The 17623-nt window shown below is 74.9% G+C and carries 19 protein-coding genes and 1 pseudogene; 10 read left to right on the top strand and 10 right to left on the bottom strand.

Annotated elements, in window-relative coordinates:
* Nucleotides 1-3: 3 nt before the first annotated feature.
* The gene (locus ACFYZ4_RS05440; protein WP_351303487.1) at nucleotides 4-708 is read right to left on the bottom strand and encodes a DUF998 domain-containing protein; all 705 of its coding nucleotides are present in this window, start codon (nucleotides 706-708) and stop codon (nucleotides 4-6) included.
* Between ACFYZ4_RS05440 and ACFYZ4_RS05445 the strand changes: the two genes are divergently transcribed.
* Nucleotides 701-1192: an acyltransferase domain-containing protein gene (locus ACFYZ4_RS05445; RefSeq protein WP_390783132.1), complete on the top strand. Its 492-nt coding sequence runs from the start codon at nucleotides 701-703 to the stop codon at nucleotides 1190-1192. The two genes, ACFYZ4_RS05440 and ACFYZ4_RS05445, sit on opposite strands and share 8 nt — an antisense overlap.
* 66 nt (nucleotides 1193-1258) lie before the next feature.
* On the opposite strand, the gene ACFYZ4_RS05450 is transcribed toward ACFYZ4_RS05445, so the two are convergent.
* Nucleotides 1259-1663, bottom strand: a complete 405-nt coding sequence (locus tag ACFYZ4_RS05450; RefSeq protein ID WP_390783133.1) for a hypothetical protein — start codon at nucleotides 1661-1663, stop codon at nucleotides 1259-1261.
* 323 nt (nucleotides 1664-1986) lie between these two features.
* Between ACFYZ4_RS05450 and ACFYZ4_RS05455 the strand changes: the two genes are divergently transcribed.
* Nucleotides 1987-2178: a hypothetical protein gene (locus ACFYZ4_RS05455; RefSeq protein ID WP_351303495.1), complete on the top strand. Its 192-nt coding sequence runs from the start codon at nucleotides 1987-1989 to the stop codon at nucleotides 2176-2178.
* A gap of 74 nt (nucleotides 2179-2252) precedes the next feature.
* Here the strand turns inward: ACFYZ4_RS05455 and ACFYZ4_RS05460 are convergent, their stop codons facing one another.
* The 4 genes from ACFYZ4_RS05460 to ACFYZ4_RS05475 all read right to left on the bottom strand — a co-directional run bounded on the left by ACFYZ4_RS05460 (nucleotide 2253) and on the right by ACFYZ4_RS05475 (nucleotide 5873).
* Nucleotides 2253-3593 (bottom strand): aspartate aminotransferase family protein, encoded by a 1341-nt coding sequence (locus ACFYZ4_RS05460; RefSeq protein ID WP_384345425.1) that lies wholly within the window; start codon nucleotides 3591-3593, stop codon nucleotides 2253-2255.
* Nucleotides 3590-3781 (bottom strand): hypothetical protein, encoded by a 192-nt coding sequence (locus ACFYZ4_RS05465; RefSeq protein ID WP_351303500.1) that lies wholly within the window; start codon nucleotides 3779-3781, stop codon nucleotides 3590-3592. The genes ACFYZ4_RS05460 and ACFYZ4_RS05465 overlap by 4 nt, the downstream gene beginning before the upstream one ends.
* Nucleotides 3782-3936: 155 nt before the next feature.
* Nucleotides 3937-4587 carry a response regulator transcription factor gene (locus ACFYZ4_RS05470; RefSeq protein ID WP_351303503.1) on the bottom strand — a complete coding sequence of 217 codons (651 nt, stop codon included), beginning with the start codon at nucleotides 4585-4587 and terminating at the stop codon, nucleotides 3937-3939.
* The gene (locus ACFYZ4_RS05475; RefSeq protein WP_390783134.1) at nucleotides 4584-5873 is read right to left on the bottom strand and encodes a sensor histidine kinase; all 1290 of its coding nucleotides are present in this window, start codon (nucleotides 5871-5873) and stop codon (nucleotides 4584-4586) included. Before ACFYZ4_RS05475 ends, ACFYZ4_RS05470 begins: the two co-directional genes overlap by 4 nt.
* A 207-nt stretch (nucleotides 5874-6080) precedes the next feature.
* On the opposite strand from ACFYZ4_RS05475, the gene ACFYZ4_RS05480 reads away from it, so the two are divergent.
* Together ACFYZ4_RS05480 and ACFYZ4_RS05485 are read left to right on the top strand one after the other, a co-directional pair.
* Entirely contained in the window at nucleotides 6081-6887 is an 807-nt protein-coding gene (locus ACFYZ4_RS05480) for a nitrilase-related carbon-nitrogen hydrolase (RefSeq protein WP_351303508.1), read from the top strand.
* Between the two features lie 127 nt (nucleotides 6888-7014).
* Complete coding sequence (locus ACFYZ4_RS05485) at nucleotides 7015-7746, top strand: aquaporin (protein WP_351303511.1); 732 nt, start codon at nucleotides 7015-7017, stop codon at nucleotides 7744-7746.
* Between the two features lie 94 nt (nucleotides 7747-7840).
* On the opposite strand, the gene ACFYZ4_RS05490 is transcribed toward ACFYZ4_RS05485, so the two are convergent.
* The gene (locus ACFYZ4_RS05490; RefSeq protein ID WP_390783135.1) at nucleotides 7841-8539 is read right to left on the bottom strand and encodes an alpha/beta fold hydrolase; all 699 of its coding nucleotides are present in this window, start codon (nucleotides 8537-8539) and stop codon (nucleotides 7841-7843) included.
* A gap of 217 nt (nucleotides 8540-8756) precedes the next feature.
* Here ACFYZ4_RS05490 and ACFYZ4_RS05495 point away from each other — a divergent pair, with 217 nt between their 5' ends.
* From ACFYZ4_RS05495 to ACFYZ4_RS05505, 3 genes and pseudogenes are all read left to right on the top strand, one after another.
* Nucleotides 8757-8933, top strand: a complete 177-nt coding sequence (locus ACFYZ4_RS05495; RefSeq protein ID WP_351298199.1) for a hypothetical protein — start codon at nucleotides 8757-8759, stop codon at nucleotides 8931-8933.
* 109 nt (nucleotides 8934-9042) lie between these two features.
* Complete coding sequence (locus ACFYZ4_RS05500) at nucleotides 9043-10338, top strand: cytochrome P450 (protein ID WP_390783136.1); 1296 nt, start codon at nucleotides 9043-9045, stop codon at nucleotides 10336-10338.
* A 186-nt stretch (nucleotides 10339-10524) separates the two neighbouring features.
* Nucleotides 10525-11700, top strand: a pseudogene (locus ACFYZ4_RS05505) (MFS transporter); the annotation flags it as partial.
* Nucleotides 11701-11754: 54 nt separating this feature from the next.
* On the opposite strand, the gene ACFYZ4_RS05510 reads toward ACFYZ4_RS05505, so the two are convergent.
* Complete coding sequence (locus ACFYZ4_RS05510) at nucleotides 11755-13392, bottom strand: FAD-dependent monooxygenase (RefSeq protein WP_390783137.1); 1638 nt, start codon at nucleotides 13390-13392, stop codon at nucleotides 11755-11757.
* Between the two features lie 13 nt (nucleotides 13393-13405).
* Nucleotides 13406-13633 carry a hypothetical protein gene (locus ACFYZ4_RS05515; protein ID WP_351298190.1) on the bottom strand — a complete coding sequence of 76 codons (228 nt, stop codon included), beginning with the start codon at nucleotides 13631-13633 and terminating at the stop codon, nucleotides 13406-13408.
* Between the two features lie 310 nt (nucleotides 13634-13943).
* On the opposite strand from ACFYZ4_RS05515, the gene ACFYZ4_RS05520 reads away from it, so the two are divergent.
* The 3 genes from ACFYZ4_RS05520 to ACFYZ4_RS05530 all read left to right on the top strand — a co-directional run bounded on the left by ACFYZ4_RS05520 (nucleotide 13944) and on the right by ACFYZ4_RS05530 (nucleotide 15911).
* On the top strand, nucleotides 13944-14852 hold the full coding sequence (locus ACFYZ4_RS05520) for a DUF692 family multinuclear iron-containing protein (protein ID WP_390783138.1): 909 nt from the start codon (nucleotides 13944-13946) through the stop codon (nucleotides 14850-14852).
* Nucleotides 14852-15643 (top strand): hypothetical protein, encoded by a 792-nt coding sequence (locus ACFYZ4_RS05525; protein ID WP_351298185.1) that lies wholly within the window; start codon nucleotides 14852-14854, stop codon nucleotides 15641-15643. The genes ACFYZ4_RS05520 and ACFYZ4_RS05525 overlap by 1 nt, the downstream gene beginning before the upstream one ends.
* Nucleotides 15644-15716: 73 nt before the next feature.
* Nucleotides 15717-15911, top strand: a complete 195-nt coding sequence (locus ACFYZ4_RS05530) for a hypothetical protein (protein ID WP_390783139.1) — start codon at nucleotides 15717-15719, stop codon at nucleotides 15909-15911.
* Between the two features lie 230 nt (nucleotides 15912-16141).
* On the opposite strand, the gene ACFYZ4_RS05535 is transcribed toward ACFYZ4_RS05530, so the two are convergent.
* Nucleotides 16142-17482 (bottom strand): cytochrome P450, encoded by a 1341-nt coding sequence (locus ACFYZ4_RS05535; RefSeq protein ID WP_390783140.1) that lies wholly within the window; start codon nucleotides 17480-17482, stop codon nucleotides 16142-16144.
* Between the last annotated feature and the right edge of the window lie 141 nt (nucleotides 17483-17623).

Below are 17623 nucleotides of genomic sequence, written 5' to 3' on the forward strand. Positions count from 1 at the left end.
GGGTCAGGCGGAGTGGCGGGGGCGGTGGAAGGCCAGGCGGAGGCCGCTGGCGAGGACCCACAGGACCAGGGGCCAGATCGCGATTCTTTCGAAGCCGCCCTGGAAGGCGTGCGCGTGCAGGCCGGTGCCGAAGCAGACACCGGCCGCCAGGCCGAGGCAGCCGATCGCCCGGCCGCACCGTCCCCACCACGACGGCAGGGCCCCGGTGCCCGACAGCAGCGGAGCCAGCACGGTCACGGCGAGGTTCCCGCACAGCAGGGCCACGAACGCGCCCGCGTAGTGCGGCACCGGCCGGGTGTCGTACGGGCTGGCCGCGACGAGCACCGTGCCCGCCGCGGCGAGCAGGACCAGGGCGACCGCAAGGGTGCGGCGTCGCCCCGGGCGCAGCAGCGGACGGACGAGCAGCACCCCGGCGCCCAGGCCGACGCCGGCCAGGGCCCAGGAGAGGTTCACGGCGGTGGACAGCGGTGAGCACACCCACCGCCCCTTCACGGCGCCGCAGTCGGCGGCTCCGAGCGTCGACACCATGTCCCGTGCCAGGTCCAGGGAGTGCAGCCGCACGGCGGCGACCGCGCTCACCACCGCGGTCTGGACGGACGAGGCCAGCCACACGAGACCGCCGATGCGGGCGGCCGCGTGAGGCCGGGTCAGGGCCCGGCCCCGCAGGACCGCGCGGATCGGAGGTGTCGTGGGCGGCGGTGTGGTCATACGTTCCACGCTCCGGCCTCGCCCGCCCCTGCCGCGAGCGTCGAGCGGTCCTGCTTCGGGCCGCACCGGATCCGCTTGTTTCAGGACCGATCGGACGACAGGGACGGTCGCGGGGACCGTCCCGTCCCACAGCCCCGCCGTGGAGCCCCTGCGGGACCGGCTGGTCGCACAGGCCGCGAACCTGCGGCCGCGCCGTGCCCGGCTCCCGCTGTACTCGACGGTGACGGGCGCCCGTGTCGACGGCACCGAACTCACCGCGCGCCACTGGTACGAGAACGCCCGCCGCCCCGTCCTGCCGGCTCCGGCGATCCGGCGGCTCGTCCGGGCCGGGGTGCACCGCTTCGTGGAGCCGAGCCCGCATCCGCTGCCGACCGTGCCGGTCGAGGAGGCGGCCCGTGCCGCGGGTGCCCGGCCGGAGACGGCCGTGACGGGCACGCTCCGACGCCGCCACTCCGTGGCAGCGCACCGGCCCGCCGACGGCTGAGGGCGCGCACGACATGCGGAAGGGCCCGGTGCCGGGAGGCACCGGGCCCTTCCGGACCGGCTGGTCTCAGGCCTTGAAGACCGTGGACGGAACGTTGAGCACGGTGGACGGCAGTCGGCCGTCGGCGAGCGATATGGCCTTGCCTGTCGCCGGCAGGTTGATGGCCTTCTCACCGGCCGGCATGTTGATGGCCTTGCCGCCCGCCGGCTTGCTGATCGCCTTGCCACCCACCGGCAGATTGATCGCCTTCTCACCGGCCGGCATCCTGATCTCCTTGCCACCCGCCGGCAGGTTGATCGCCTTCTCGCCGGCCGGCAGGTTCAGATGCTTCGTACCTCCCTGCTGTTCGATTCCCGAGGCCCGCGTCGTCGTGGTGGCTGCCGACGCGGCCTGAGCGGTGAAAGCGGTTCCCGTCAGGACGACAGCGCCGGTGGTCAGGACGGCGGCGGTGAGAGCACGGGGCTTGCGCATGAGCTGTTCCTCCAGAGGTGGGTGACCGTCGGTGCCGCGCCGGGTTCCGGCGGGTCTCGTAGGGCGGATGGGTTCCTCTGGCACCGATGCGTCCAGTGAAGCCGTGGGCGCTCAGCGCGGCGTCGTCCGACCGGACGACCGGCAGGACGACCCCCTGCCGCCCTCCCCGGTGGAGGCGGGCGCTTCGTCCCGCCCGACCACCGAACGGATGACCGGGCGGGCGGGGTCCGTACCTAGCGTGGCCGTAAGGCGGCGAACCCCCGCTGCCCGGTGAAACGCCGCTTGACGATCCGTGCGGAAGCGGTCCCGGAAGGAACTCTGCGATGAACTGTCTGACCTGTCGTACCGAAGCCGGCCACGCCCACCCCGCCGAGGGCATGTGCCGCTCCTGCGGGGCCGCCGTGTGCGGAGACCACCTGCGGATCGTCCGGCGGGAACAGACCGTGCCCATGGGGCTCGGCACGAGCCGCGTCCGTACCGTGGCGGCCGTCCACTGCACCCACTGCCGTCCCTGAACGACGGTCCGCACGCGAGGAACCCCCGGTCCGTGACCGGGGGTTCCTCGCGTTCCGCCTGGGCGACGACGGGCTCAGGGGCAGGGGGTGCGGCGACCGGAGGCGGCGGGGACGTGGGGCGTGCCCAGGCGGCGGACCTCGGCGGTCACCACGTCCACGACCCGTTCCGCCTGGCTGTCCGTGAGCACGAGCGGCGGGGTCAGCCGGATCACGCCGACCGCCCGCGGGAGGAGTACGCCCGCGTCGGCGGCCCGGGCGGGGATCGAACGGGCCCGTTCCGCGACCGCCGGGTCGCCGGACAGTTCCACGGCGAGCATCAGGCCGCGGCCCCGCACCGTGTGCACCCAGGGCAGTTCCTCCAGCGGGCGAAGCGCCGCCAGCATCCGGGCACCGGTCTCGGCCGCCCGGCGGGCCAGCCCTTCCCGTTCGATGATGTCGAGGTTGGCCAGGGCGACGGCCGCTGCCGTGGCATGTCCGCTCGCGGTGAAACCGTGCCGCAGGGGGAAGCCGTCCAGCATCTCCAGGACGCGATGACCGACCAGGACCGCCCCCATGGGGACGTATCCGCTCGTCAGGGCCTTGGCCGTGACCACGATGTCCGGTTCGAGGCCGAGGCCGGGCGAGGCGAACCAGTCGCCGGTGCGCCCGTATCCGGTCGCCACCTCGTCGGCGATGAGCAGGATGCCGTGGGCGTCGAGGACACGCCGGACGGCGGGCCAGTAGCCGGGCGGCGGCACCACGTTGCCTGCCACGCCCATGATCGGCTCGCCGATGAGCGCGCCGATACGAGAGGCTCCGACGCGCCGGATGACCTCCTCCAGCTCGGCCACCAGGTACGGGACGGCGTCCGGGCCGAGGGCGGCCGGGTCGGGACGGGTGAGCCGGACGGTGTACCGGGAGGACGAGGCGTCCAGCCCCTGGTGGACCTCGTCGCGGGCGGTGACGGCGAGGGCGCCGGCGGTCGCGCCGTGGTACGAGCCTTCGAGGGCGAGCACGTACGGCCGGTGCCGCCCGCCGTGGTGGAAGTGCGCGAGCCGGGCCAGCTTGAGGGCGGTCTCCGTGCCCTCGCTGCCCGAGGAGGTGTAGTTGACCTGGCTGCCGGGGGCCGGTGACAGGGCCACCAGCCTGCGGGCCAGCAGCAGCGCGGGCTCGTTGACCGGTCCGGCGTGCACGGGATAGGCCATCAGTTCGCGCATCTGCGCGGCCGCGGCGTCGGCCAGTTCCTCGCGGCCGTAGCCGACCGCGCACTGGCCGAGGCCGGCGAGGGTGTCGATCAGCGCCCGGCCGGTGCTGTCCCACACCACCGCTCCACGGCCGCGTACGAGGCACAGCCTGGCGGCCGGGGACCGGCCGACCAGCGCGTTGGGGAGCAGGACCGGGTAGCCGGTGTCCCGGTCCGGGACGGTGGCGGTCACGGCCGGCTCCCCTCGGCGTCGGTGGGTGCGGCCGACCGGAGCCGGCGGTGCACGGGCCCCGGAAGGCGACGCTCGGTCTCGGCGAGCGTCCGTGGGAGGACCGCGTCCAGGCGGGCCCGCAGCCAGGTGTGCGGGGCGGTGTCCGCGGCCGGGTGGGGCCCGGCCGGCAGTGGGGTCTTCGGCAGCATGTGCGCCTCCTCGCGTCACGCGGTGCAGGACGCGTTCACGGTAGGCGCGGGGCCCCGCGGGCTCCGTCATGCGTTCGAGCGATGCCCAGGACGACGGGCCCTACGACGGGCCGTACGACGGGCCGTCCCCGGGCGCACCACCACCACGGCCGCCGTCATTCGAGCAGGTGCGTCCGCATCGCCTTCGCGACGGCCGCGCCCCGGTCGGACACGCCGAGCTTCTCGTACAGCCGGCGCAGGTGTGTCTTGACGGTGGTCGGCGCGAGGTAGAGCTCCTTGGCCATGTCGGGGACCGACAGGCCCTGCGCGATCATCTGGAGGACCTGTCGTTCGCGGGCGCTGAGCAGTGGTTCCTCCGACCGGGCGCGCGAGCGCACTTCGGAGGCGAGCCCGGTGACCAGCTCGGGCGGCAGCACGCTCTCGCCCTTGGCGCAGGCCATGACGGCCGCGACGATGTCGTCCCGGTCGGCGCCCTTGGAGAGGTATCCGGCGGCGCCCTCCTGCACGGCCCGGTAGACGACGTCGCTCTCGGTCGTGGCCGACAGCAGCAGCACGCGGGTCTGCAGTTCGTCCCGGGCGACCGCGTGTGCCACCTCCAGGCCGTCGAGTTCCGGCATGCGGTAGTCGAGCAGGGCCACCGCGGGCAGGTGCTCGCGGATCGCCTCCAGTGCGGTGCGGCCGTCGCCCACGGCCGCGACGACCTCGATGCGGCCGCTGCCGGTCAGCGCGGAGACGATGCCCTCGCGGTACACGGGGTGGTCGTCGCCGACCACCACGCGCACCTTTTCCTTCTGTCCGTACGTCATGTCGCCTCCCCGCTCCGGTCCGGGTCCCGGTCCCGGTCCACGGGCACGGTGACCCGTACCCAGGTGCCCCGCTCCACGGGGAGCAGCTCCATACGTCCTCCCAGGGCCTCGATCCGGGCGCGTTGCGAGGCCATTCCGATGTGGCCCTCGGCCAGCCGGCCGGCGAGCAGGTCCGGATCCACGCCGACGCCGTCGTCCTGCACTTCCAGGATCACCGCAGTCCCCGTGTCCCGCAGCCCCACGCGTACGTGCGTGGCCCGGGCGTGCCGGACGACGTTGCCGAGGAGCTCGCGGGCCGCCCCGAAGAGCATGGGGTCGGCCGGGGTCCGGCGGGGGCGCTCCAGGGCGCAGTCGACGGTGATGCCGCCCCGTTCCGAGGCCGTCTCCGCCAAGGTCCGCACGGCCGCGGCCAGGCCCGCCTCCTCCAGCACGGACGGGTGCAGGGTGACGCTGACCTGGCGCAGCTCCCGTTCGACGTCGGCGAGCAGCTCGTAGGCCCGGTCCACGTAGGCGGGGCCGCCGTCGGGGGCCTTGCGCGCCTGGCCGAGGTCCTGGCGGACGGCCAGGACCGTCTGCAGCGGCCCGTCGTGCACGGACTCGGCGACGGCGCGGCGTTCCCGGCTCTCGGCTGACACGACGTCCTCCAGCAGCACGGAGCGGCTGATGGTCAGCGCGGCCACGCTCGCGAGCCGGCGTTCCTGGACGCGCGACACCGCGATGGCGACGACGCACAGCAGGGCGAGCATGGCGAGGATGGCCGCGCCCTGGCCCGTACCGAGCTGCCGCCGGAAGGTGGGGTCCGCGAGCACGGCGCCGCCACCCGCGATGGCCGCCAGCGACAGCAGGAGCGCCTTGCGGCCGGGGTGGGTGGCGGTGAAGAACGGTAGGAAGGCCAGCAGGCCGAGCGACAGGTAGCTGCCGACGGACAGGAACTGCAGGGCGCACACGGCGGCGACGTCCACGATCGCCATCGGGGTCGCCTCGCGGATGCGCCGGGCCCGGCCGGGCCGATGCCGCCACATCCACCAGGTGCCCACGGACAGCAGTCCGTACGCGCCGACCAGCGCGAACTGGGCCGGCCACTGGTCGGGCGGGGTGCCCGCCCACGCCACCAGGGCCATGACCGCCACCAGGCCGAGCCGCAGGATGCTGCGCAGGCGCTGCGCCTGCTCGTCGAAGGCGAGGTAGATCGCCGCGACCGCATCGGCGCCGGCGGCTCCGGGTTCCACCGGCGGCCAGTGCCCGACGGCGCTTCGTCTGGCCGCCTCACTGCCGTCCTGGTGCACCGTCCCAGTCTAGGCCGCGGTGTACGGCCGGCGCCCGGCACCGGCGCCCGGTCCGTGCGCGCCTCCCCTGGTGCGCGTCCTCCGAACGGGTGCGGGACGGAGGAGCCGGCACGGGCCGGGAGTGGGCCCGGCCGGGTGGTCCGTAGGCCCGTCCTCCCTTCCTACGCTGGCGCCGCCGCGAGAGCGCGGTCCCGAGAGGAGTACGCCATGCGCGCCACACTGATCCAGCTCCGCGTCGACGAGACCGAGGACGCGGGGGCCCGCCGCCGCCGGGCGGCTGACCTCGTACGGGCCCGGGCCGGGGACGACCTGGTCGTCCTGCCCGAAGGGTGGGCGGCCGGGGCCTGGAACCACGCCACCTGGCCGCGCGACGCCGAGCCGCTGGACGGTCCGACCGCCCTGGCGATGTCCGAGGCGGCCCGGGACGCCGGCGTGTGGCTGCACGCCGGGACCATCGTGGAACGCGACCCTGACGGCACCCTCTACAACACCGCCCTGCTGTTCGGCCCGGACGGGGTGCGCCGGGGCCACTACCGCAAGATCCACCGGTACGGCTTCGACACCGGGGAGGCGGCCCTGATGGGGGCCGGCGAACGGATCGTGACCGTGCCGGCGGATTTCGGCACGGTGGGTCTGGCCACCTGCTACGACCTGCGCTTCCCGGAGCTGTTCCGGGCGCTGCTGGACGCCGGGGCGCGGTTCCTGGTGGTCCCCGCGGCGTGGCCCGCCGGGCGCCTCGCCCACCTGCGGCTGTTCGTCCGTACGCGGGCCGTCGAGGAGCAGTGCTTCGTGCTGGCCTGCGTCGCCGCCGGCGAGCACGGCGGGGTCCGGCAGGCCGGGCACAGCATGATCGTCGACCCGTGGGGCGAGGTCCTCGCCGAGGCGGGCGAGGACGAGGAGGTCCTCACCGCCGATGTCGACCCGGCCGCGGTGGACCGTATCCGGGCCGAACTCCCCGTACTGCGCGACCGCGTCCTGGGCATCCCCGTACCCGCTTGTCGTGCGTTCGGGTGACCGGATGGAGGACGGCGGTCCGCTCGGTGGCCCGGCCCTCCGGACGACGCGGCGGCGCGAGCCCCTCCCGCACAGTCGAAGAACGCAACACCCCGTCCCCTCCACGACCGTCCGGGAGTCCGTCATCATGAACAACCGCGCCATCGCCGCCGAATTCACCGGTACCGCCCTGCTCGTCTTCTTCGGTGTGGCGGCCGCCGCCGTCGGCGGCCCGCTGATCGGGCCGGTCGGCATCGCCCTCGTCTTCGGCCTGGTCCTGCTGGCCCTCGCCTACGCGCTCGGACCGGTGTCCGGAGCGCACCTGAACCCCGCGGTGACCTTCGGCCTGCTGCTGGCCGGGCGGATCGGGCCGCGGACCGCCGTCCGCTATGTCGCTGCGCAGTGCGCGGGCGGTGTCGTCGGCGCGGGCGTGCTCTACGCGCTGGTCCGCGCGATCCCCGGCTTCACCGTGCACGGCGCCTTCGGCTCCAACGGCTGGGGGGCCCGCTCCGCGGTCGGCATCAACGGGGCCGGCGCCTTCCTCACGGAGACCGTGCTGACCATGCTCCTGGTCCTGGTGGTCCTGGGCGTCACCCGGCGGAACGCCGCTCCGGGCGCGGGCGGCGCGGCGATCGGCCTCACCCTCTCCGCGCTGGTCCTGGTCGGCCTGCCGCTGACGGGGTGCGGGGTGAACCCCGCCCGCAGCCTGGGACCGGCGGTGTTCGCCGGCGGTCCGGCCCTGTCGCAGCTGTGGCTGTTCCTCGCGGCCCCGCTGGTGGGCGGTGCGCTGGCGGCCGGTGTGGACCGGCTGATCCACCCCGTACCGCGCGCCGCCGCCCTGGTGACGGCCCGGGAGACGGTGGCGGTGGGCGCCTCCTGAGGCGCGGTACGCCCCGCGCACCCCACGGGCCGGCGGGCGGGTTCCCTTCCAGGGACCCCGCCCGCCGGCCGTATCGCGGCTCGCCCGCGGACCCTCAGGCCGGGCCGCGGGTGAGCCACAGCCGCATGACCGCGGTCAGTGCCTGCGGCTGCTCGATCGGGGTGCAGTGCCCGGCGTCCTCGATCAGGGCGAGCGCGCCACGGCGTACGGACGCGGCCAGGAGCGGGGCCTCGTCCGGGTGGACGACCCTGTCGTGGCGGCCCCGTACCACCAGGGTGTCGGCCGCGATCCGCGGGAGCAGGTCCACGGTCGGGTAGTCGCGGGCCAGTGCCCGGAGCTGGCGTGCGTACCCGGACACCGGCATCCGGCGCTGCCAGGCGCGCAGTCGCCGGCAGAACTCCCGGTCCGCGTACCGGCCGGGGGCCAGCAGCCGGCCGAAGTGTGCCTCCAGGGCGCCGTCGCGGTCCCGTTCGAGGTGTCTGCGGTAGTCGTCGAGGGAGGCGACGGTGCCGGGGGCCGAGCGGGTCCAGGTGTCGCAGAGGAACAGCTTCTCGACCCGGTCCGGTGCCCTCGCCGCCACCTCCTGGGCCACCCAGCCGCCCAGCGAGTGGCCCGCGAGGGAGAACGTGCCGGTCACCCGGTCCAGTACGTGCTGGGCCATCTCGGCGCGGGTGGCCTGTTCGTCGAGTACGAGTACCTCGGTCCGCACCAGATCGGACAGGTGGTCGAGCTGGTGCCGCCACAGCCAGGGGCCGCCGCCGACACCGGGAACGAGGACGAGACGTCCGGTCATGAGGTGCCTCCTTTCGGGGAGTTGCGGGACCTTCCAGGGCAGCACGCACCGCCTCGCGGGGGCGTACTCCGATCAGTCGAAGGGCGCGAGGAAGCCGGGGGGCCGCTGTCGTCCCGGTACGGACCGTCCGGAGGACAGTGCGGGCGCAGAGCCGTCACCACCATGGAAGAAGACGTCGGACCGGACGTCCGACCACCGAATCCCAGAGGAGTCGGTCATGTCACCCCTCACCCTCTCCCCGAGCACGGACACCGCCGTCCGGCAGGTTCCGCTCAGCCTGGAACTCCGTTCCGGCGGCCGCCGGTCCGCCGAGGACAAGCGGGCCTGTTTCAGCCCCAGCTGTGGATGTGCCGCACGGAACCAGGCCCTGGCACCACGCCGCGCCACCGCCTGACCGCCGCCCGTGCGGGGCCGCCCGTGCCGTCGCACGGGCGGCCCCGCACGGGCTTCCCCGTCCCTCTCTCCCCTCTTCTCTCCCCCGCAGCCGATGGAAAGGCACCGCCATGAGCCAGGAGCAGAGCCTGCTGCACCGCATCCTCGACCACGCCAGCCGCCCCGACCCGTACCCGCTGTACGCCGAACTGCGCCGGACCCCGGTGTGGCACGAGGCCGGCGGCCCGTACGTCATCAGCGGGTTCCAGGACATCGAGCGGCTGCTGCACGACCCCCGCATCAGCTCCGACTCCCGCAACCTCGCGACGGATCCCGGCGATCCGCTGATCGAGGCGGTCGAGGCCGGCGAGAACGGCGGTGCGGGCAGCGGCGCGGACGGCGGCGTCTCGGCCATGCTCCCTCCCGGCTTCCTGCGCCTCGATCCGCCCGAGCACGACCGGCTGCGCCGGATGACCAACCGCCCCTTCGGCCCGCCGCACTCCCCGCGCAAGGTCCACGACATGCGCGCCGAACTCACCGCCGTCGTGGACGGCCTGATCGACCGCATCGGATCCGATGCGGACCCGGACGGCGTCGACCTGGTCGGCGCGTTCGCCTACCCCTTCCCGGTGACCGTGATCTGCCGGCTGCTGGGCGTGCCCCGCGAGGACGAGCCCCGGTTCCACGGGTGGGCCGAAGCCGTCGCGGCGAGCCTCGACCCCGATCCGGACGCACCCGACCCGACCGAGCGCCTGCGCGCCTCCCACGACGCCCGGCTCGCGCTCGGCGGCTACCTCGCCGCCCTCATCGAGGACCGCAGGCGCCACCCCGGCGAGGACATGCTCTCCCGCCTCGCGGCGGGCGGCGGCCCGGACGGACCGATGAGCACGATGGAGCTGCTCACCACCTCGGCGCTGCTCCTCGTCGCCGGGCACGAGACCACGGTCAACCTGATCGCGAACGGCATGCTCACCCTGCTGCGGCATCCCGAGGCGCTCGAACGGCTGCGCGGCGACCCCGGGTTCGCCGCTCCGCTGGTGGAAGAGCTCCTCCGCTACGAACCCCCCGTCCAGTTGCTGCCCCAGCGCACGCCGCTCACCCCCGTCGAGGTGCGCGGCACCACCATTCCCCCGGGCGCTTCGATGTGGCTGGTGCTCGCCGCCGGCAACCGGGACCCGGAGCAGTTCACCGACCCGGAGCGGTTCGACCCGGACCGCCCGGACCTCCAGCACCTGGGCCTGGGCAGCGGGATCCACAGCTGCTTCGGGGCGCCGCTGGCCCGGCTGGAGGCGCAGATCGCGCTGAGCCGGTTCGCCGCCCGGCTGGAGCGGCCCCGGCTGCTCGCGGACCCGCCGCCCTACCGGCACAACGCGGTCCTGCGCGGCCCCCGCACCCTGCCCGTCGCGTGTGCAGGCGTACGTCCCTGAGCGGGCCCGGAACGGACAGCAGGGAGGGGCCGCTGGTCGCCTGCCCGAGCGGCTCGGTTCGCGCTGGGCGTGACGTTTCCGCCCAACGGTGAAGGCCACCTCGCGGGCCGGTCCACGGGGCAGGGTCGTGGGGTCGGTTCCCCTGACGCGTGGAGGTGGCCCGTGGGCCCGGACCTGAATCGTGTGATGCGTTCTTCGCCGTACCGGCCGGTGCTCCGTCACACGACGCTGCGGCGGATTCTCCCGGGGTTCGCCGTCTCGTCGCTGGGTGACGGCATGGCCGTGGTGGCGGTGGGCTGGCTGGCGATCGAGCTGGCGCCCGCGGCCGACCGCGGGCTCTGGGTGGCGCTGGCGGCGGCTGCCTACACCGTGTCGGGGGCGGTGGGCACGCTGCTGCTCGGCCGCCTTCTGCGCCACCGCTCGCCCGCCCGGCTGGCCGGCTGGGACGCACTGTTACGGGCGGGCGCGTTGGGAGCCGTCCCGGTGCTGCACGCCTTCGGGGCGCTCGGGATCGAGGGGTACGTGGCGTTGCTGGCGCTCTCCTCCGTGCTGCATTCCTGGGGTCAGGCGGGTGTCTACACGTTGATCGCCAGGGTGCTGCCGGAGCGCGATCACCTGGCGGGCAACGCCGTACTGTCGGGTGTGGGTTCGATCGCCACGGTGGCGGGGCCACCGCTGGCCACGCTGCTGATCGCGTTCGGGGGCGCGGCCACGGTGCTGGCCGTGGACGCGGCGACGTTCCTCGTCCTGGCGGTGACCTTCCTGGTCGCCGTCCCCGAGGACGCGGTCCCGGAGCCCGAGGACCGCACGGCCTCGCGGGCGGCCGGTTTCGCGGTGATCCGGCGCAGCCCCGCACTGTCCGGCCTCCTCGCCCTGACCTTCGCCTTCTTCTTCCTCTTCGGCCCCGTGTACGTGGCGCTCCCGCTGCACGTGTCGGACGATCTGGGCGCCTCGGCCGGCGTCCTGGCGGGGTTCTACACGGCGTTCGGCATCGGCGCGGTGCTGGGTTCGGTGCTCACCGGCTTTCTCGGCCGGTGGCGGCCGGGGCCCACGACGGTCGGCGTGGTCATCGGTTTCGGCGTGCTGATGCTCCCCCTGGGCCTGGGTGCCCCGACGGCCGTGTCGGTCGTCTGCTTCGGGGCGGCCGGGCTGCTCTGGCCACCGTACTCATCGCTGTCGACCGCTCTCTTCCAGCGCTCGGCGCCCGGCGCGCTGCTGCCGCAGGCTCTCGCGGCGAGTTCCGCGGTCAGGGCGCTGTCGGTACCCCTGGGCACCGCGCTCGGAGGACCGCTGGTGGCCGGCCTCGGCGCGGTCGGCGCGCTGCGCCTGTCCGGTGCGGGCATCGCGGCGGTGGGCCTGGTCGCCGCCGCCGTGCAGGCTCTGCGGGCCGCGCGCGGCCGGGTCGGGGCCGCGCCCTCACGGCGCGTTCGACGCCGGCTCCGGGGAAAGGGCGGCCGGCTGCTCCAGGGCCGTGCGTACGGCGTGCTCCAGGGCCGTCCGGGTGTGCGGCGCCGTCTCCCACCGCCGGGCGACGTACCCGTCGGGCCGGACCAGCACGGCGCCGGCGGGGCCGATGCCGTAGCGGGTGGGGAAGGTCCCGCACGGATCGCGCAGCGCGCTGTCCGGGCCGCCGATCCGGTACACGGCGAGCGGGAGGCCGAGTCCGGCCGCCGCCCGCGCCCCGGCGGGCAGCCAGCGCTGCCCGAGCGGACCGGCGAGCAGGGTGAACCCGGTCCCGAAGAGGTCGAGCACCGACATGCGGCCGCCGTCGTGCCCCAGCCACAGGTGCGGGGCCCTGCTGCCGGGGCGGCCGGTGGGGCGGTACGGGTCCTCGCAGGGGCCGGCGTCCGGGCCGCCCGCGGGGTCGGGGTAGAGGTAGCCGAGCTGGAGGGTCTCGGGGGGCAGTGCCTCGGGCAGCCCGCGGACGGTCGCGAGGACGTGCCACAGCGTGTGGTCCGCCACGCGGTTCCGCTCGATGTCGTAGGTGTCGAGGAGCTCTCGGCCCGCGTTGCCGTGCAGGACGGCGGCGAGTTTCCAGGCGAGGTTGTGGGCGTCCTGGATCCCGCTGTTGCCGCCGAGTCCGCCGACCACGGGCATGGTGTGGGCGGCGTCGCCCAGCAGGAAGACCCGGCCCTCGCCGAACCGTTCCGCCACCACCGCGGAGGCCCCCCAGCGCAGCACGCTGCGCACGTCGGGCTCAAGGCCGGGCAGGCCGGTGACCCGGCGCAGCCGCTCCCGGACGAAGCGGCCGACCTCGTCGTCACACGCCCCGGCGGGGAACGGGCTGTCGGGGATGCCGTACTCCCACAGGGGTGCCCGCGAGGTGCCGCGGGCAAAGAGCACCTCCCTGCCCGGGAACACGACGGCGGTGGGACGGCGGCCGCGCAGCGCGGGGTCGAGGTCGGCCGCGAACACGGTGCTGAGGAAACGCGGTTCGCCGCGGCGGCCGCGCAGCCCGATGCCGAGGGAATCCCGGACGGGGCTGCGGGTGCCGTCCGCGGCGAGGAGGTAGGAGCACCGGACGGTGCGGGACCGGCCGGTGGAGCGGTCCAGGATCCGGGCGGTGACGCCGTGCGGATCCTGCTCGAAGGAGGTGAGTTCGCAGCCGTAGAGCACCTTCGCGCCACCGCTGCGGGCGTCGGCCAGCAGGATCGGTTCGAGGCGGTTCTGGTCGCAGAGCCGGCTGCCGGCGGGGCTGATCAGCAGGGTCGGGTCACCGGACGGGTCGAGCCGGGTGTAGGTGGGGTCGGCGAGGGTGCGCGCCTCGAACCAGCCGCTCGGGCGGCGGCTCACAGCGTCGATGGCAGGCTCCAGACCGACGGAGCGGAACACCTCGCCCGAGCGGGCGGTGAGAACCCGTGACCGGGGGTGGGAACCGATGCCGGAACGGCGTTCCACCACCAGGCATCCCACGCCCTGGTGGGCGAGCAGCACCGCGGCCGACAGGCCGCTGAGGCTTCCGCCGACGACGAGTACCGGCACGTGGACGGGGTCGGGTCCCATGGCATCGCCCGCTGCGTCGGGGGCCGGGCCGGAGACCGTCGCGGTGTTCATGCGGAGCGGCGGCTCAGCGGCCGATGGAAGCCGTGGCGACGGCCAGGCCGATCCGCTGGGCGCGTGCCTGGTCGGCGGGCCGGTTGGAAGCCGGGGTCGCGTTCAGGGCGTGGCAGACGCAGAAGCGCAGCCAGCCGGCGGCCCGCAGCGTGCCGCGGCCCGCGAGTTCGGTCAGGGCGAACCAGTCGCGTTCCGCCGCGGTCCGGGTGGTGCCGTTCGCACGGTCGTGGTGCTTCCTCATCGTGTCCGTTCCTCTCCTGTGATCGGTCCTCGCCGGCACGGGCCCGGACGGGGGCATGCGTGCGTCCGGGACTCCGGGCCGGGTGGTGCGGGGGGCCGCATCACCTCTCCAGTGCAGCCCGCGGGTGCCCGCGCCGGTGTCGTCCGACCGGCCGAACCTGGGGACGACGGCCGCGGGGGGCGGGGCGCCGACGGCGTCGCGTCGTCCCGTGAATGGCCCGACCGCAGGACGAGGCGGTCGCGGTCCCGTCCCTACGGTGGCCGCAGAAGGCCGCACGAGCACCGGCCCGCACCGTGAAAGGACCCCCTCCATGACCACCGCACCTTCGGGCTCCGCCCCGGTCGCCACCACCGCCGCCACCGCCGTGCCGGTGACCGGCCTGCCGTACCTCGGCTCGGGGATCGGCTACCGCACCGAGATCAAGGACGCCGTCGGCTCCCCCGCGAGCCGGATCGACTGGCTCGAAGTGATCACCGAGCACTACCTCTTCGCGCCGCCCGACGTCCGTGACGTCCTGCACCGGCTGCGCCGCCGGTACCGGATCGTGCCGCACGGACTGGAGCTGTCGATCGGTGCCCCGCGCGAGCCCTCGCCCCGCTACGTGGACGCGCTGGCGCAGCTCGTCGACGAGATCGACGCACCCTGGTTCAGCGACCACCTGTGCTTCACCCGGGCCGCGGGCGTGGCCCTGGGGACCCTCACCCCGCTGCCCCGGACCCGGGACATCGCCCGTGAGGTGGGCCGTCGCGCGCAGCGCGTGCAGGCGGCCGTCGGCAGGCCCCTGATCCTGGAGAACGTCACGTACTACATCGATCTGCTGTCACCGCTGTCCGAGGCGCAGTTCATCGCCGAGGTGATGGAGCACTGCGAGTGCGGGCTGCTGCTGGACCTGACCAACCTGGACATCAACGCGCGCAACCACGGCTACTCGGCGATGGAGTTCCTCGACACGATCCCGGTGGAGCGCGTCGTCCAGGTGCACCTGGCGGGCGGGACCGGCGGGGAGGACGACCACATGGACCTGGACACGCACAGCGAACCGGTGCCGCCCGCGGTCTGGGACCTGCTCGTGGAGCTGCTGGACAGGGCCCCCGTGCGGGCCACCCTGCTGGAGCGCGACCAGAACTTCCCCGACGACTTCGGCGAGCTCCAGGCGGAACTCGACCACGCCCGGCGCATCCTCGACGGTGCCCGGGGCGCACGGGCGGGGGTGCGGTGATGGGCCTGCGCGAGGCGTTCGCCTCGGTCATCGCCTCTCCCGGGACCCTGCTGCCCGTGCTGCGCGAGGATCCCGGCCGGGTCCAGGCCCGGTTCGGGCTCTCCGACGCGGAACTGGCGGTGCTGGCCGGCGTCGACGGGGAAAGCTACGCGTTCATGGCAGAGGAGAGCGGCGCCAAGCGCAGGATCCACCTCTCCATCGGCCTCCCCAGGACGGTGAGCGGACTGATGGAGCATCAGCCGGAGCTGCTCGACGCGTTCCTGACGACGACCACCCTCGCGGAGGACCTCGACGAACCGATGGGGATCGTGCGGGCCTGCGAGCGCCTGCTGGCCTTCGACGGCCTGCCGCCCGCCACGGCCGACTTCGGCCGGTTCGAGCTCGACCAGTACCTGCTGCTCAACGACTCGGTCGCCGCCGAGGCCTGCCGTACCGGGCCCTTCGCGCCGCTCCCGCACACCGCGGAGGGCCCGCTGGTGCTGTCACCGGCAGTACGCGTGGCGACGTACGGACACGACGTGACCGACGCCGGGGCACCGGTCCGGCTCCCCCGCGCGGAGGTGACCGTCCTGCTCCAGCGCGCGTGGGACGCGCCGCTGCAGGCATACCGGATCGGGGCCGGGACCGGGCTCCTCCTGGCCCACTGCGACGGCACCCGCACGGGCCGGGAGGCCGCCCGGGACGCGGACCTGCCGGAGGCCGAGGCCCTGGACCTGCTGGAGCGGCTGGTGAGCGGCGACATCGTGCGCGCGGCGCCCGCCCTCGTCCACCAGGGTCGTCCGACCGTATGACGCGGTCTACCGGCATCGCCTGGTGTCCTGGAGTACGACCCGTCCACCCACAAACGACGAGGAGGGAATCTCCATGAACGACCTCTTCCCCGAACCGCCCGTCGACGCGTTCGGCCCCGCCCTCTCCCTGACCCCGCTGCCCGAGACCGTCGCGTCCCGCCGGTCCGGCCTGCCGCGGGACTTCAACTGCATGTGCGTCTTCTGCGGCGGGGTGACCGACCCGTCCCAGACCCGCCCGCCGCGTGCGGCGATCCGCCGGTCCCACTGACCCGCCACCGCACCCCCACCCCCGGCTCCCGCGCCCCGGACCCACTCCGGGAGACGGGGGCCGGTCCGCGCCCGAGGGCCGGTCCCCTGGTACGTGGCCGGAGGCCGGGCGGTTGGTACGTGGCCGGAGGCCGGGCGGTTGGTACGTGGCCGGAGGCCGGGCGGTCGACTTGTTCATCGGCGAGCGGACCCGACCCACCTCCCGCTCGATGGCGAGCGCCCGGCGGCGGATCAGGGGGCCACGGCCTCACCGCCCGCCAGCACCGCGGGGGTGGGGCCGTCGGGGCGGACGGTGAGGCCGTACACGGCCCGGGCGGGGAGCGAGCGGAAGCGCGGGACGTACGCGGGCAGCAGCTGCTCCAGGAGGGCGGTCGACTCGCGGAGGGCGAACTGCAGGCCGAGGCAGGCCCGGGGCCCGATGCCGAAGGGGAGGTAGCTCCCCGGGTGGGCGGGGCGCCGGCCGGGGGTGGTGAAGCGCCCCGGATCGAACCGTCCGGGGTCCTCCCACAGCCCGGGGTCCCGGTGCGTGAGGTAGGGGCACACGATGACGTCGGTGCCGGCCTCGATCTCGTACCCGGCGAGGACGTCGTCCTGCGCGGCGCAGCGCGGCAGGATCCACGCGGAGGGATAGAAGCGCAGCGTTTCGCTGACGAGCGCCTGGACGGCCTGCCGCCGCTCGGGGGACCCCTCGGCGCCCGCGGCGAGGGCCCACTCGCGCGCCCGCGGGTTCCGGTCCAGCAGGAGGTAGAGCCAGGTCAGGGTGGTGGCGGTGGTCTCGTGACCGGCGACCAGCAGGGTGACCAGCTCGTCGCGGATCAGCTGGTCGGTGTACTCGGGGCGCGTTCCGGCCGCGTCCAGCAGGACGTGCAGCAGGCCCGGGCCGTCGGGTCCCACCTCGCCCGCGCGCGCGGCGGCGATGACACGGGCCGCCACGGCGTCGATCCCCGCCAGCTCGGCGGAGACGGCCTGCCGGGCGGCGGCGCCGTCGGAGGGCAGCTGCGGCAGCGCGGCCACCACGGTGGGTACGGCGGCCAGTTCACGCTCCGTGGCGGGGTCGAGGGGGTGCCCGGTCAGGGAACGCCAGATGGTGTCCAGGGCGAAGCGGCGCATCTCCTCGCCGACGTCGAGGACCTCCCCGCTGCGGGCGTACGCCGCCCAGCGCGCCGCGGTGGTCCGGGCGGCCCCGGCGATCCGCTGCTCGTACCGGCGCATTCCCGGGCCGGTGAACTGCGACTGCAGGAGCTTGCGTTGCCGCTGCCAGGCCTCGCCCGTCGCGGCCAGGACCCCGTCGCCGATCAGCAGCCGGGCGCGGTGCGAGCGCTTCACGTACCGGTCCGGCCGGAGCGCGAGCACGTGCTGTACGGCCGGGGCGCCGGTGACCAGTACGGTCGGTCGCGGCCCGAGCCGGAACGCGGCGACCCCGCCGAGCCGTTGGCGGGCCTGGGCGAAGAGGTCGATCAGTTCCCCTCCGCCGTCCCGCCACTCCCCGACGAGACCGGGATCCAGCTCGGGAACCCGGCGGCCGGCGGAGGACGGACCCGGAAGGGGACCGGGGCGGGCGTGGGTGGCCACGGGCGTGCTCCTGTTCGGCGGCACCGGGTGCGGTCATCACGCACTGTAGGGGAGCGGGCGCGCCGGGCGACACCCCGCCTCGGGGGCGGGCGGGGCCGGGCGAGGGAGAGCGTGCGGGCGGGCAGACGGGCAGGCGGGCGA

This window comes from Streptomyces sp. NPDC001513 (assembly GCF_042894695.1).
Classification (GTDB): domain Bacteria; phylum Actinomycetota; class Actinomycetes; order Streptomycetales; family Streptomycetaceae; genus Streptomyces.